Genomic DNA, 13,919 nt, shown 5'->3' with positions numbered 1-13,919 from the left:
CCGCGCGCTCAGGCGGGCTCGGGCGGGCGCCGCGCTGCGGCGTGGTAGTCCATATACTTGCGCTGAATCACGATCTGGTCCGCCAGATACCTGGCGTCGTGCCACACGCCCCAGATGAAGCTGGAGCCGCGCCGCGACTGCCAGGGCAGGCCCAGGAAATAGATGCCCGCCTCGCAGGAGACGCCGCGCTGGTGCCGCGGCTTGCCGGCGGCGTCGAAGGCATCCACCTTCAGCCAGCCGTAGTCGAGCGCGAAGCCCGTCGCCCAGATGACGGTGGAAACCCCCGCCTGCGCGAGATCCAGCGAGCGGAGCGGCTGGGTGATGCAGGGGGCGTCGGCCACGGTGAGGCGCGCCTCCGGCTCCTCCGGCAGGTCGAGGCCGTTGCGGGCGATATAGGCGTCCGCCTCGTCGAGCAGGGCGCGATGGCTCTCGTCGCCCAGCGCCAGGTTCGCGGCGAGATCGGGGGAGAAGGTCACCGCGCCGTCCTTGAAGCCCTCGGTGCGTCCCACCAGGGTCATGCCCCGCGCGGCGAGGCGGCGGAAGTCGATGGTGTGGCCGCAGTGGGCGCCGCTCACGGCGATGGTCACATGCTCCTTGCCCGGCTCCTGGGCGGCGGCGTCCCACTTGCCGAGCACGCCGAGCCACCAGACGAAGTCGCGCCCGCGATAGCTGCGCGGCGGGCGATCGTGTGGGCCCACCGAGAGATAGACCTGCCGGCCCGCCTCCATCAGCTCCTCCGCGATCTGGACGCCCGAGGAGCCCGCCCCCACCACCAGCACCGCGCCTTCCGGCAACTGGCCGGGATTGCGGTAGGCGACGGAGTGCATCTGCGTGATTCCGATCCCGGCCGGGACCACGGCGGGGATGATGGGCCGCTGGAAGGGGCCGGTGGCCGCGACGATGCGCTCGGCCTCGATCACGCCCGCGGAGGTCTCCACCCGGAAGCCGGAGCGGCCGGCGTTCCGCTCGGCCTTCAGCACCTCCACGCCGCAGCGTACCGGCGCGCCGGTCTTCTCGGCGAAGGCGACGAAATAATCGGCGACCGCCTCCTTGGGCACGAAGTCGTCCGGGCCGTTGGCGGGGTCGACGGCGGAGAAGTCGAGGTCCGGGAAGCGGTCGTGCCAGGCCGGGCCGTTGGCCACCAGGGAATCCCACCGCTCCGAGCGCCAGCGCTCGGCGATGCGGGCACGCTCCAGGACGAGATGGGGCACGCCGCTCCGCCTCAGGTGCTCGCTCATGGCCAGCCCCGCCTGCCCGGCGCCGACGATCAGCGTGTCCGTCCTTTCAACCGACATGTCTCATACCTCGCTTACCCTCAAAACCTTCCGAATGAAGAGCCTGAGGTTTGATCGTCACCCTAGCGGCCGCGCTGGATCATAAAAAATATCATTTTCTTCGGCACTGCTTCGGATCTCCCGAAACATGATGTCTTGATGAGATCTATTCTTCCATTCTCAAGACAAGCGCAGGCGCACCGGGATGAAGCCATCCCGGTGTCGCGCGTCCTCGCCGCCATCCCGCCGCCGGGCGGGAAGCCCTCAGGCCGCCGCCCAGGGCAGCGGCCCCGTGTCGAGGCCCGCCACCTCGCGGCGGAACGGCAGGTCGTCGAGCCCCCGCGGCGGAGCGTCCAGCTCCTCGGCGAAGCGGCGGCCGGCCCACACGGCGGCGGCGATGGTGCCCGGCGCCAAAGCGTCGCCCACGCGGGTCACGGAGAGGAGGCCGGCATCGGCCCATTCCGCCCGGCGCGCCTCCAGCTCCTCCGCGAGGCCCTTGCGCGGCAGGCGGGCGGTGACGAGGACGACGGAGGCGCAGGCCCGCCGTTCAAGGCGCCCGGAATAGACGCAGGCCAGCTCGATCTCGCCCCTTTCCACCCGCGTCGGCAGGCGATGGGGCACGATGGTGACGCCCACCTCCAGGAGCCGCGCCTGCACGAAGTGCTGCTCCATGGTCAGCTTCATCCAGGTGGAGGCCTCGCCATTGGCGGTGACGAGGGCCACCTCCCGGCCTTCCCGCGCCAGCAGCTCGGCCAGTACGCCGCCCATGTAGTAATGGTCGTCGTCGAAGACGATGACGGGGCCGGCGGCGGGGCGGCGGCCGGCCATCAGGTCGTCGGGCGTGAGCACCTCCACCCCCTCGGCCACGGGCAGCGGCTTCAGCAGGCGGCGGCCGATGCCGTCCGCCCGCCATGTGGCGCCGGCGGCCACCGCCACATGGGCGAAGCCGAAGCCCAGCACGTCCTCCGCCGTCAGCCGGCTCTCGCGATAGACCTCCACGTTCGCCATGGGGTCGATCTGGCCCACACGGTAGTCCACCACGCGGCCCCAGGCGGAAAGGCCGGGCAGCCGGCGCTCGGCCACCAGCCGGCCGCCGAGGTCGCGCGTGGCCTCGGCCAGCGCCACCTCATAGCCGCGCCGGCCGAGCATCATGGCGGCTTCGAGCCCGGCGGGGCCGGCGCCCACCACCAGCACCTTGGCCTCGCTCTCCTTCGCCCGGATGCGCTCGGGGTGCCAGCCGCGGCGCCATTCCTCGCCCATGGAGGGGTTCTGGGTGCAGCGGATGGGCGTGGTGGTGTGGTCGCCCGAGACGCACATGTTGCAGCCGATGCACTCGCGGATGTCCTCCATGCGCCCCTCCTCCACCTTCTTCGGCAGGAAGGGATCGGCGATGGAGGGGCGCGCCGCGCCCACGAGGTCGAGGATGCCCTGGCGGATCATGCGCACCATGGTGTCCGGCGAGGTGAAGCGCCCCACCCCCACCACCGGCTTGGTGGTGAGCTTCTTCACGCCGGTGACGAACGGCTCCTGGTAGCCCTCGTCGGCGAAGCGGGAGGTCTGGCTGTCGTTGTCCCAGCTTGAAAGGGTGAGGTCCCACAGGTCCGGCACCTCGGCGAGGTGGGAGATGATGTCCCGCGCCTCGGCGGCATGCAGGCCCTCGGGGCCGATCAGCTCGTCCACGGAGATGCGACAGGCCACCCCCATGGTGTCGCCCACCGCGTCCTTGGTGTCCTCGATCAGCTCCTTCAGCAGCCGGCAGCGGTTCTCCAGGCTGCCGCCATATTCGTCGGTGCGGTCGTTGTGGCGGCGGGAGAGGAAGAACATGGCGCCGCCGAACAGCTTGCCGGCATAGACATAGGTGATGTCGTAGCCCGCCTTCTTCGCGCGCAGGGCGGCGGCGCGGTGCCAGTGGCGCAGGTTGCGGATGTCGGTCTTGTCCATGGCGCGGGCCTGGACCGGATCGTCATAGATGGAGAACACCGGCAGGTCGGCGGGGCCGAAGGGAATCTCGCGCGAATAGAGATTCGGCGCGTTCATGCCGTTATGGGCGAGCTGGAGGCCCGCCAGCGCGTCGTGGGAATGGATGGCGTCCGCCATGCGGGCCAACGCCGGTACGTCCTGGTCGGACCAGTTGCGCAGCTCGACGAAGGGGGAGATGTCGCCGGTGGGATGGATCTCCACCTGCTCGGTGCACACCACGCCCCAGCCGCCTTCCGCCTTGATGGCGCGCATGGTGGCGAGGGCGGTCGGGTCGCGATAGCCCATGCCGTTGCAGTGGGGCACCTGGTAGAAGCGGTTGCGGGTGGTGACCGGCCCGATCTTCACGGGCTCGAACAGGATGTCGTAACGGGGATCGCGGGCCACCTGAGGACTCCTGGGCAGCGTTCTGGGAGGTCTGTCAAAAACTATCCGTGGGTTCGCCGCATCGAAATTCGCTTTTTTCTAAGCCATGGTTCGGGAGTTCCGAGCCCGTCGCCGCCGCCGCGCCTGCTAAGGAGAAGGCAGCCGGGCGCCCCCCAGCGCCCTCCCCTGCGCGCAACCGCCCGCCGCCGCCGGCGCGGAGACCTCCATGACCGCCCGATCCCTCGACCTTCTCGAACGGCTCGTCGCCTTCCCCACCATCTCGTCCGCCCCGAACCGGGAGCTGGTCGCCTTCGTGGTGGAGTTCCTCGCCGCGCGCGGCATCGCGGCCATGCTGGTGCCCAATGCCGAGGGCACCAAGGCCAACCTGTTCGCCACCATCGGCCCGCGCGACACCGGCGGCGTCATGCTCTCCGGCCACACCGACGTGGTGCCGGTGGAGGGGCAGGCCTGGAGCGGCGATCCCTTCCGGCTGCGGGAGGAGGACGGGCGCCTCATCGGCCGCGGCACCACGGACATGAAGGGCTTCCTCGCCTGCGCGCTGGCGGCGGCCGACCGGGCGTCGCGCATGGAGCTGGCGCTGCCGCTGCACCTCGCCTTCTCCTATGACGAGGAGATCGGCTGCGTGGGCGTGCGCGGCCTGCTCGATGCGCTGGCGCAGGCGCCGTTCCGGCCGCAGATGGCCATCATCGGCGAGCCCACCTCCATGCGGGTCGCCACCGGGCACAAGGGCAAGACCGCCCTCAGGGCCCTGTGCTGCGGGCGCGAGGCCCATTCCGCCCTGGCGCCCACGGCCCTCAACGCCATCCACCTCGCCGCCGCCTATGTGGAGAAGATCCGCGCGCGGCAGGCGTTGTACGCGGAGCGCGGCGCGCGCGATCCGGCCTATGACGTGCCCTACACCACCTTCCACGTGGGGCGCATCGCGGGCGGCACGGCGCTGAACATCGTGCCCAACGCCTGCACCCTGGAGCTGGAGTTCCGCAACCTCGCGCAGGACGATCCGGCGGTGCTGCTCGCGGAGCTGGAGGCCGATGCAGCGGCGGTGGCCGCCCCCTGGAAGGTCGGTTTCCCCGAGGCCGAGGTACGGCTCACGCAGACCAACAGCTATCCCGGCCTCGCCACGGCGGACGACGCGCCGGTGGTGGCCTTCGCCCAGTCGCTCACGGGCGCCAATGCGCGCGTCAAGCTCGCCTTCGGCACCGAGGGCGGGCTGTTCAGCACGCGCCTCGCCATTCCCACGGTGGTGTGCGGCCCCGGCTCCATGGACCAGGGCCACAAGCCGGACGAATGGGTGGCCAGGGACCAGATCGCCGCCTGCGACCGCTTCATGGATGCGCTCCTCGCGCGGCTCGCCGCCTGAGGGGACGGGGCTGGTTCGGCCTTTCCGAAGCAATGGACCGGAAAGCCATATTTTCCCCCCGCCCCGCCCGGCGACAGGATCGGCCCGGTGACGGGACGGCAGGCCCGCCCGTCCGCTCTCCGCAGGCAAAGGTCCCGCCATGATCCGCACGGGCGCGCAATATCTCGAGTCCATCCGCGACGGGCGGGAGGTCTACATCAACGGCGAGCGGGTGCGGGACGTGCCCACCCACCCCATGTTCAAGCCGCTGGTGGACATCCGCGCCCGCATCTACGACATGCAGTGGGAGGCCCGCACCCGCGACGTGATGACCTTCACCCAGGACGGGGAGGTCAACGGCGTCGGCAACAAGCTGCCCATCACCCAGGAAGACTGGTGGGACAAGCGCCGCGCCACCGACTGCGTGATGCGCGAGATCGGCGGCATCGTCACCCGCGTGGGCGACGAGACCGTGGGCGAGATGTGGTCGCTGTTCGACGGGCAGGACGTGCTCAACGAGGTGGATCCGCGCTTTTCCGAGAACATCCGCGAGCATATCGACCGGGTGCTGTACCACGACCCCTTCCACGTCTCCGCCAACACCGATCCCAAGGGCGACCGCTCCCGCCTGCCGCAGGAGCAGGACCCGGACATGCTGCTGCATGTGGTGAAGGAGACCGACGCCGGCCTCGTGGTGCGCGGCGCCAAGTACGAGACCGCCGCTGCCTACGCCAACCAGGCATTCACCAAGCCCACCATCGCCAACTGGGGCGACAGCGCCTATTCCGACTATGCGGTGGGCTTCATCTGCGATCTCGGCTCACCGGGCATCAAGCTCATCTGCCGCACCGGCTTCGCGGGGCAGAGGCCGGAGGCGGACTATCCCCTCTCCAGCCGGTTCGACGAGGTGGAGGCGCTGGTCGTCTTCGACGACGTGCTGATCCCCTGGGAGAACGTGCTGTTCTACCGCCACACGCGGGCGGCCATGTTCATCCGTGCCACGCTGCACCGCTACTCGGCCTTCGCCTTCGTGCAGCGCCACCTCGCCTTCGCCGACATGCTGATCGGCGCCGCCCTGTTCAACGCGCGCTCCACCGGCATCGACCGCCAGCAGGCGGTGCAGGAGAAGCTGGCCGCCCTCGCCGTCTACCGCGAGGGCATCAACGCCCACCTCACGGCGGCGCTAACCCTCTCGGAGCGCTCGCCGGGCGGGCTGCTGATGCCGAACCAGTCGCTGCTCTATGCGGGACGCGTGCACGCCTGCTCCCAGCTCCACGAGGTGATGCACATCGCCCGCGAGCTGTGCGGGGGGCAGATCTGCGTCACCCCGGACGCCGCCGCCTTCGCCCACCCGGAAACGCAGCCCTGGCTCGAGAAGTTCTACACCCTCAATGACGAGTGGGCGGCGGAGGACCGCAGGAAGCTCTTGGCCTTCGCCCGCGATCTCCTGAACTCCGACTATGCGGGCCACCGCCTCGCCTTCCAGCTATTCGCCCAGTCCCCGCCCTATGCGCATCTCGCGGCCGTGTACCGGAACTTCGACTGGGACGGCCCGCTCGACTTCGTGCGGAAATCCGCCGGCCTGTCGGATGCGGTGACGGGCGAGGCCACCCGCACCGCCGCCGACAGCGCCGTCTCGCGCTGGTTCGACACCCGCTCCCGCGCGGCGGAATAGGGCGGCGCCGCCGCCCATCCCCGACACATTGACGCCCCGCTGAATTGCCAGGATCAAGCATCGAGTTGTGCGCCGGAACCGCACACTCCGGAATCGCTCGCGCAGGGTTCCGGAAACGGGGTAGGAAAGGCGCATGCGCTACACGCTGAGGCAATTGGAGTATTTCATCGCGGCCGGAGAGACCGGCTCGATCACGCTCGCCTCGGAGCGGATCAGCATCTCCCAGCCCTCCATCTCCACCGCCATCAGCCATCTGGAGCAGGAGCTGGGCGTCCAGCTTTTCGTGCGCCATCACGCCCAGGGCCTGTCGCTGACGCCCGCCGGCCGCAAGCTGCTCGCCGAGGCCAAGCACCTGATCGAGCAGGCGGAAGGGCTCTACGCCGTCGCCTCCGAGGCGACCGACCAGGTGCGCGGCCAGCTCTCCGTGGGCTGCATGGTCACCCTCGCTCCCATGATCATGCCGGAACTGTCCCACGGCTTCATGTCCGCCTTCCCGGCCACCCAGGTGCGCCATGTGGAGGCGAATCAGGAATGGCTGCTGGAGGGCCTGCGGCGGGCCGAGATCGACATCGCCGTCACCTACGACCTGCAGATCCCCGACGGCATCGCCTTCACCCCCCTCGCCAGCCTGCCGCCCCACGTGGTGGTGAGCGAGGCGCACCCCTTCGCGCGGCTCTCGGCGGTGAGCCTCCAGGACCTGGTGGACGAGCCCCTGATCCTGCTCGACCTGCCCATCAGCCGCGAGTATTTCCTGGCCCTGTTCCTCAAGGAGGGGCTGCAGCCGAAGATCCACTCGCGCTCCGCCTACCAGGAGGTGGTGCGCACCATGGTGGCCAACGGCTACGGTTACACCCTGTTCAACGTGCGCCCGCGCTCGGAGCTGGCGCTGGACGGGCGGCGTGTGGTGCGGGTGCGCCTCTCGGGAGACCACCGGCCGATGGTGGTGGGCACCGCCACCGTCTCGCAGTTCAAGAAGTCCCGCCTGCTGCAGGCGTTCGAGTCCCACTGCCGGTCGTTCATCTCCGATGCCTACATCCCCGGCATGGTGCCCCCCGCCCTCGACCGGCGGGTGCGCAAGCCCTGATCCGCGCCGCCGAAGCGGGGAAGCCCCTACTTAGGCCAAGGCGAGGCAGAACCCTCGAAAAGACTATTTTTGCCGAAGAAGGGTGCGTGTTTAGCTCGTCATCGGAGCTGATCTCCGGGGTTTTACTGAGGTCTGGAAAGGCTTCCCAGCCTTTCCGCCACCTTGGAAAAGTGTCGGCGTCAGCGTGTTCCACCCCGGCCCGGACCGCCCCGTGCGGGCCCGGCCGAGACCCGCGACGGAACCCGAAACAATGATCAAGAAGACCTTCCAGACCGCCACCCTTCTCGCCGGCCTCGCCGCCGGCATCGTGCTCGGCGCGCCGGCCGAGGCGGCCGATGCCGCCAAGATCCGCCTGGGCATGACCACCTGGGTGGGCTACGGCCCGCTCTATCTCGCCCGCGACCTCGGCTACTTCAAGGAAGCCGGCCTCGACGTGGAGCTGAAGACCATCGAGGACGCGGCCATCTACATGGCGGCGGTCGCCTCCGGCGACCTCGACGGCATGGCCTCCACCGTGGACGAGGTGATGAAGTGGCGCTCGCCCGAGTTCTGCTTCAAGTCGGTGCTGGCGCTCGACGACAGCCATGGCGGCGACGGCGTGCTCGCCGGCAAGGACGTCAAGTCGCTGAAGGATCTCAAGGGCAAGCAGGTGGCGCTGAACGAGGGCTCGGTGTCCGAGTTCTGGTTCAACATCCTGCTCGACAAGGCCGGCATGAAGGAGACCGACGTGCAGGTCACCAACATGACCTCCGACGACGCGGCCGCCGCCTTCATCGCCGATCGCGTGCCCGCCGCCGTCACCTGGGAGCCCCACCTCACCGAGGTGCGCAAGTCCGGCAAGGGCCAGGTGCTGATCGATTCCACCTCCACCCCCGGCGCCATCGTCGACACCGTGGGCCTCAAGTGCGACTTCATCGCCGGCCACAAGGCCGAGATCGCCGCCTTCGTGAAGGCCTATTACAAGGCCGTCGACTACATGAAGGCGAACCCCGAGAAGGCCTACGCCATCATGGCCAAGGGCGTGGGCGGCTATCTCGCCGACCCCAAGGACTTCGCCGACTCGGCCAAGGGCGTGAACTTCTACGACAAGGCCCGCAACATCGAGTTCTTCGGCAATCCGCAGAAGGGCGAGGCCGCCGAGCTCATCCAGCTCGCCAACAAGATCTGGGGCGGCAAGGGGATGATGAAGATGAAGGTGGACTACGACACCCTGGTCGATCCCTCCTTCGCCACCGCCCAGTGACACCACCAGCCGGGACAGGCCGCCGCCGGCGCCCCACCGGGGCCGGCGGCACGCCCGCAGGAGACATGACATGAGTTCCCGACGCGCGCCCTGGACGCTGATGACCACCCCCTTCAGGGACATTTCCCGCAAGGCCGCGATCACCACCGGGGTCGTCGTATGGGTCGTCGTGGTGGCGGGCTGGTGGCTCGTCTCCCACGCCAGCGTGGTGCCCGCCATGTTCCTGCCCTCGCCGGAGAAGGTGTGGGCGGCGGGCAGCCGGCTCCTGGCCGACGGCAGCCTCTTCGTCCACACCCTGGCGAGCCTGGAGGTGGTGATGCTGGGCTTCGCCATCTCCTCCGTCCTGGCGATCCCGGTCGGCCTGTGGATGGGCAGCTACCGCGCGGTGCAGGCGGTGCTGGAGCCGCTGGTGAACTTCGTGCGCTACCTGCCGGTGACGGCGTTCGTGCCGCTGCTCATCCTGTGGATCGGCATCGGCATCCAGCAGCGGGTGAGCGTCATCATCCTCGGCACCTTCTTCCAGCAGGTGGTGATGATCGCCGACAGCGCCCGCGCGGTGCCGCGCGACCTCGTGAACGCCTCCTACACCCTCGGCACCAAGCGCTCCGAGGTGGTGTGGCACGTGATCTTCCCCGCCGCTTTGCCGGAGATCCTCGACACCCTGCGCGTCACGCTGGGGTGGGCCTGGTCCTACCTCGTGGTCGCGGAGCTGGTGGCTGCCTCCTCGGGCCTCGGCTACATCACCATCAAGGCCATGCGCGGCTTCCAGGTGGACGTGATCTTCATGGCCATCGCCACCATCGGCGTGCTGGGCCTCCTCTCCGACCTCTTCTTCCGCTTCCTTCGCGCGAAGGTCGCGCCGTGGGCACATCGATGACCGATCTTTCCCCCGCCTCCCCCATGGACCCGGCGCCCGTCGAGCTGTTTCCGAAGAAGCGCCGCCCGCTCGGCAGCCCGGCGCGGCTCGCCATCGAGAACGTCACCCTGCGCTATGGCGGGGCGGGCGGCACGCTGGCGGTGGACGACGTCTCCATCGACGTGGAGCAGAACGAGTTCTGCGTCATCGTCGGCCCCTCGGGCTGCGGCAAGTCGAGCCTGCTCTACCTCGCCGCCGGCCTCACCGAGCTGACCGCCGGCGACATCCGCGTGGACGGGCACCTCGTCAGCGAGCCGGGTCCGGACCGGGGCATGGTGTTCCAGGGCTACACCCTGTTCCCCTGGCTCACGGTGCGGCAGAACGTGGAATACGGCCCCCGGCGCAAGGGCCTCGGCAAGGCCGAGCGCCGCGCCATCGCCGATCGCTACCTCGGCGAGGTGGGGCTCGGCCAGTTCGCGGACGCCTTCCCCTCGCAGCTTTCCGGCGGCATGAAGCAGCGTGTCGCCCTCGCCCGCGCGCTCGCCAACGACCCGAGCGTGCTGTTCATGGACGAACCGTTCGGCGCCCTCGACAGCCAGACCCGCGGCACCATGCAGAAGCTGCTGCTGCGGGTGTGGGAGCACACCCAGAAGACGGTGCTGTTCGTCACCCACGACATCGACGAGGCGATCCTCCTCGGCGACCGGGTGGTGGTGATGACCGCCCGGCCGGGGCGCATCAAGGCGGAGATCCAGGTGGAGTTCCCCCGCCCCCGTTCCATGGACCTGGTGCTGGAGCCAGAGTTCATCGCCCTGAAGCGCCGCATCCTCGGCCTGCTCCACGACGAGATCGACGAGGAGCACTGAGGCCGGCGCCCCAGAGCATAGGGAAGCCCGGCTACCCGCGCGCCAGCTCGTTGATGAGGGAGCGGCCGAGATAGGTCGGCGCCTCGAACACGAAGGTGTCGAGGCCGCGGTAGGCCTCGATCTGCGGGCGGATCTCGGCGGCGGTGGCGGCGCGCAGCTTGTCGCCGCCGGCGGGGCGGAACGCCTCCAGGATCATGCGGAACCGCTCGCGGCCGAGCTTGGCGATGAGCGCCTCGCCATATTGGCGGGCCGATTGCGGCGTGCGCATGTAGAGCCCCACCCCGTCCTGGAAGAACAGGCCCACGTCCTTCGGCAGCCAGCTGTTCACCCAGTCGGCGAAGGGCCCGGCGCCGATGTTGGAATTGTCGTAGGCGCTCACCCACAGGGGCCGCGGCAGGGCGGAGAGCAGCGCCCCCATCTTGGGCGCATCGGCCCAGGTGGGATCGGCCTCCACCGGGAAATAGTAGCCCGAGGCGCGGAACGGCAGCGGCTTCTCCGCGATGCGGGCCGAGAAATCCACCAGCGCCGCCACGTTGCGCCGCGCGTCCGGCTCGCTGGAGAGGCTGGCGAGACCGACGATGATGGAGCGCGCCCAGGGCTCGCGGGAGATGCGGGCCCAGTTGGGCGGATCGGCGATGGTCTCGACGCCGAGGCCGGGCACGAAGGCGACCCCGTTCAGCACGATCCACTGCAGCAGCAGCGCGCGGGCCCCGAGCCGCTCCCACTCCCCATAGGGATCGAGCGAGCCGGCGTGGAGCTGCCAGACGATGCCGTCCACGAGGCCCTCGGGGGCGCGGGCGCGGCGGTTGATGAGCTGGTCGAGGCCCACGAGGCCGAGCACGCCGGCAGCCCCCGCGCCGACGAGCAGCGCCCTACGTCGATCCATCATCGCCCTGGCTTATCCCCTCGATCGCATCCGGCCGTCGGCATCCGTGCCCTGCGCCCGGTTCCTGCCCGGCCTGAGCGGGCTTCGCCCGCATGCCGCGCGGACATGGGCGAAGGTCCAGGCATTCGGCCCCGCACCCTGGCGGGCACAGGACCCGCGCCTCGCGGGGGAAGCCGGCGGCCGCAGCCGCCGGCCGGATCCCTCACGCGTCCCGCCTCAGGCCGGCATGAGCATCAGGCGGTTCTGCTGCTCCTTCATGGCCTCGGCGAGCGCCTCCGGCGTCACCACCCCGCAGCGCACGAGATACTCGCCGATGCGCCCGTCCACATCGGGGCGGTAGTGCTCCATGGCGGCCTCGAACGCCTCGCGCTGCATGGAGCCCTTCTCCAGCAGCAGGTCGCCCAGCAGCGGCGGGGACTGCGCGCCCTCGAAGGCGCGGCCGGTGCCGCGCACGAGGCGCAGGCCGTCGTTGATCTCGCTCTCGCGGGCGATGCGCTGCTCCGGCAGGTTACCGACCGCGACGCGCAGCTCCTCGAGGGCCCTCTCGCCCAGCGGCGAGGACACCGCCACCACCAGGGTGCCGGTCTCGTCGCGCCCGACGGGGATCACCCGGTGGCGCACCATGAGGTCCACCGGCAGAAGGTCGTGGAACTCCTTGACCATCTCGGCGGTGACATGGGTGCGCGGCAGGTTGCCCTGGTAGGCGATGGCCTCGGCCAGGGTCTCGTCGTCGAGCCAGCCCTTGGAGATGAGGATGCGGCCGAGCGGCTGCTGCTGCCCGCGCTGGATCGCCAGGGCCTCCTCCAGGTGCTCGGGCAGCACCGCCTGCCACGTCACCAGCAGCTCGCCGAGCCGCTGGCGCCGGTGGGCGAAGGGGTCGTTCTCCGGGAAGTCGTGCATGGTCTTGTCCCAGACGATGCGCCGACCGAGGAAGATGTGCCCGAGGAACAGTTTCCAGGCCCGAAGGGTGGCCGCGAAGTTCACGAAGTTGCCCATCACCACGCGGGGCACGGACATCAGCCCCTGCTCCCAGCCGTAGATGGCCGAGACGAAGTAGAAACGCTGGACAAGGCGCAATGCGAACGCCGTCGCGTTGGCCGCCAGCACCATGAGCAGCCAGCCGTCCGTCGCGAAGATGGAGGGATAGCGCTCCGGGATGAAGCCGATCTCACTGCCGAAGTAGATGAGCAGGAACATCACCGCCAGCACATAGGCGAGGACGGTCACGATGGACGTGAACACGCCCTTGCGGTCGCGCATCAGGAAGTATTTGGAAGCGAGGCTCCCCTGCCAGCCCATGTGCTGCCAGCCCTGGAAGGCGATGCCCAGCGCCCAGCGCGCTTTCTGTCGGTAGGAGGTGCGGAAGGTGTCGGGGAAGAACTCTCGCACGCACAACGGCATGGAGAGCTGGATCTCCTTGTCCGGGCCGAAGCCGAAGAAGGTCTCGCGCTTCACGCGGAACTCCACCGGGAAGCGGGCGATGATGGCCTGCATGTGCGCGTCCTTCAGGCGCGCGCTGATGTCGTAGTCCTCGGTGAGGCTCGCGGTGTTGAACACCTCGCCCTGGTCGTGGGTCCGCAGATGCATGATCGCCCGCCGGGAGAAGCAGGTGCCCACGCCCGCGGACGGCACCTCGCCCGCCACGCTCTCGCGGACCACGAGGTCCTTGGCGTGCCATTCGGCGAACTCGTCCATGTAGATGCCGGCCACCAGCTCCGACCAGTGGCGCTCGAGCGACACCACCGGCACCTGGATCATGTCCTTGCGCGGCAGGAGATAGTTGAAGAAGCGCAGCTCCAGGGGATGCAGCACGTCCTCGCTGTCGTGCAGGATGAGGCCGGCGAACTCGGTGCCGCTCATCTGTTCCTGCTGGAAGATGGCGCGGACCACCGCGTTGAGGCAGTCCGCCTTGTTGGTGGGGCCGGGATGGCGCAGTTCCACGCGCACCAGCTGCTTGTAGCGCCGGCGCATGCGCTCCACCTCGGAAATGGTCGCCGGATCGTTGGGATACGTTCCGACGAACACCATGTAGCGGCGGTAATCGAGAGTGCTCACCATGTTCTCGATCATGGCGGCGATCACGTCCGATTCCTGCCAGGCCGGGATCATGATGGCGAGCGGCTGCTCGTCCTTCTGATACAGGGCCTGCGCGGACAGCGGACGGATGAACGGCTCGATGGCGAACCGCCGGTACACCCGCCGCGTCCAGTACCACGCGTCGATGAACAGGTCATCGACGGAGGACAGGAGGATCAGGACCGCCACCACCGCCGACGCATATTCGACAACGACGATGAAGTCGGCGAGCAGGTAGGGCCAATAGAGAGACATG

10 protein-coding genes are annotated in these 13,919 nt (G+C 69.3%); 6 read left to right on the top strand and 4 right to left on the bottom strand.

The genetic code is table 11. The features are described 5' to 3' along the window. Positions 1–8: 8 nt before the first annotated feature. Both V5F75_RS04760 and V5F75_RS04755 read right to left on the bottom strand, forming a co-directional pair. Entirely contained in the window at positions 9–1,295 is a 1,287-nt protein-coding gene (locus tag V5F75_RS04760) for a flavin-containing monooxygenase (RefSeq protein WP_394033335.1), read from the bottom strand. Positions 1,296–1,538: 243 nt separating this feature from the next. Continuing rightward, positions 1,539–3,638, bottom strand: a complete 2,100-nt coding sequence (locus V5F75_RS04755) for an oxidoreductase (protein ID WP_394033334.1) — start codon at positions 3,636–3,638, stop codon at positions 1,539–1,541. Positions 3,639–3,843: 205 nt separating this feature from the next. Here V5F75_RS04755 and argE point away from each other — a divergent pair, with 205 nt between their 5' ends. From argE to V5F75_RS04725, 6 genes are all read left to right on the top strand, one after another. After that, on the top strand, positions 3,844–4,998 hold the full coding sequence (gene argE, locus V5F75_RS04750) for an acetylornithine deacetylase (protein WP_394033333.1): 1,155 nt from the start codon (positions 3,844–3,846) through the stop codon (positions 4,996–4,998). Positions 4,999–5,137: 139 nt separating this feature from the next. Beyond that, positions 5,138–6,652 carry a 4-hydroxyphenylacetate 3-hydroxylase family protein gene (locus V5F75_RS04745; protein WP_394033332.1) on the top strand — a complete coding sequence of 505 codons (1,515 nt, stop codon included), beginning with the start codon at positions 5,138–5,140 and terminating at the stop codon, positions 6,650–6,652. A gap of 133 nt (positions 6,653–6,785) precedes the next feature. After that, entirely contained in the window at positions 6,786–7,736 is a 951-nt protein-coding gene (locus V5F75_RS04740) for a LysR family transcriptional regulator (RefSeq protein ID WP_394033331.1), read from the top strand. Between the two features lie 250 nt (positions 7,737–7,986). Then, a complete protein-coding gene (locus V5F75_RS04735; RefSeq protein WP_394033330.1) occupies positions 7,987–8,979 on the top strand; it encodes an ABC transporter substrate-binding protein in 993 nt (330 codons plus the stop codon). Positions 8,980–9,049: 70 nt separating this feature from the next. Beyond that, positions 9,050–9,856: an ABC transporter permease gene (locus V5F75_RS04730; RefSeq protein WP_394033329.1), complete on the top strand. Its 807-nt coding sequence runs from the start codon at positions 9,050–9,052 to the stop codon at positions 9,854–9,856. Continuing rightward, positions 9,853–10,701: an ABC transporter ATP-binding protein gene (locus V5F75_RS04725; RefSeq protein ID WP_394033328.1), complete on the top strand. Its 849-nt coding sequence runs from the start codon at positions 9,853–9,855 to the stop codon at positions 10,699–10,701. Before V5F75_RS04730 ends, V5F75_RS04725 begins: the two co-directional genes overlap by 4 nt. A 31-nt stretch (positions 10,702–10,732) precedes the next feature. Here the strand turns inward: V5F75_RS04725 and V5F75_RS04720 are convergent, their stop codons facing one another. Further along, the gene (locus tag V5F75_RS04720; RefSeq protein ID WP_394033327.1) at positions 10,733–11,590 is read right to left on the bottom strand and encodes an alpha-amylase family protein; all 858 of its coding nucleotides are present in this window, start codon (positions 11,588–11,590) and stop codon (positions 10,733–10,735) included. 213 nt (positions 11,591–11,803) lie between these two features. Next, a complete protein-coding gene (locus tag V5F75_RS04715) occupies positions 11,804–13,918 on the bottom strand; it encodes a glycosyl transferase family protein (protein ID WP_394033326.1) in 2,115 nt (704 codons plus the stop codon). Position 13,919 lies beyond the last annotated feature (1 nt).

It is taken from the genome of Xanthobacter albus (assembly GCF_043194895.2).
GTDB lineage: Bacteria > Pseudomonadota > Alphaproteobacteria > Rhizobiales > Xanthobacteraceae > Xanthobacter.
The sequence above is the reverse complement of the archived record's forward strand: the minus strand, read 5'-3'. Positions and strand labels throughout refer to the sequence as shown.

Coding starts and splice junctions, on each gene's coding strand:
- V5F75_RS04760 (WP_394033335.1), bottom strand. CDS start 1,295: ATGTCGGTTGAAAGGACGGACACGCTGATCGTCGGCGCCGGGCAGGCG.
- argE (WP_394033333.1), top strand. CDS start 3,844: ATGACCGCCCGATCCCTCGACCTTCTCGAACGGCTCGTCGCCTTCCCC.
- V5F75_RS04745 (WP_394033332.1), top strand. CDS start 5,138: ATGATCCGCACGGGCGCGCAATATCTCGAGTCCATCCGCGACGGGCGG.
- V5F75_RS04740 (WP_394033331.1), top strand. CDS start 6,786: ATGCGCTACACGCTGAGGCAATTGGAGTATTTCATCGCGGCCGGAGAG.
- V5F75_RS04735 (WP_394033330.1), top strand. CDS start 7,987: ATGATCAAGAAGACCTTCCAGACCGCCACCCTTCTCGCCGGCCTCGCC.
- V5F75_RS04730 (WP_394033329.1), top strand. CDS start 9,050: ATGAGTTCCCGACGCGCGCCCTGGACGCTGATGACCACCCCCTTCAGG.
- V5F75_RS04725 (WP_394033328.1), top strand. CDS start 9,853: ATGACCGATCTTTCCCCCGCCTCCCCCATGGACCCGGCGCCCGTCGAG.
- V5F75_RS04720 (WP_394033327.1), bottom strand. CDS start 11,590: ATGATGGATCGACGTAGGGCGCTGCTCGTCGGCGCGGGGGCTGCCGGC.
- V5F75_RS04715 (WP_394033326.1), bottom strand. CDS start 13,918: ATGTCTCTCTATTGGCCCTACCTGCTCGCCGACTTCATCGTCGTTGTC.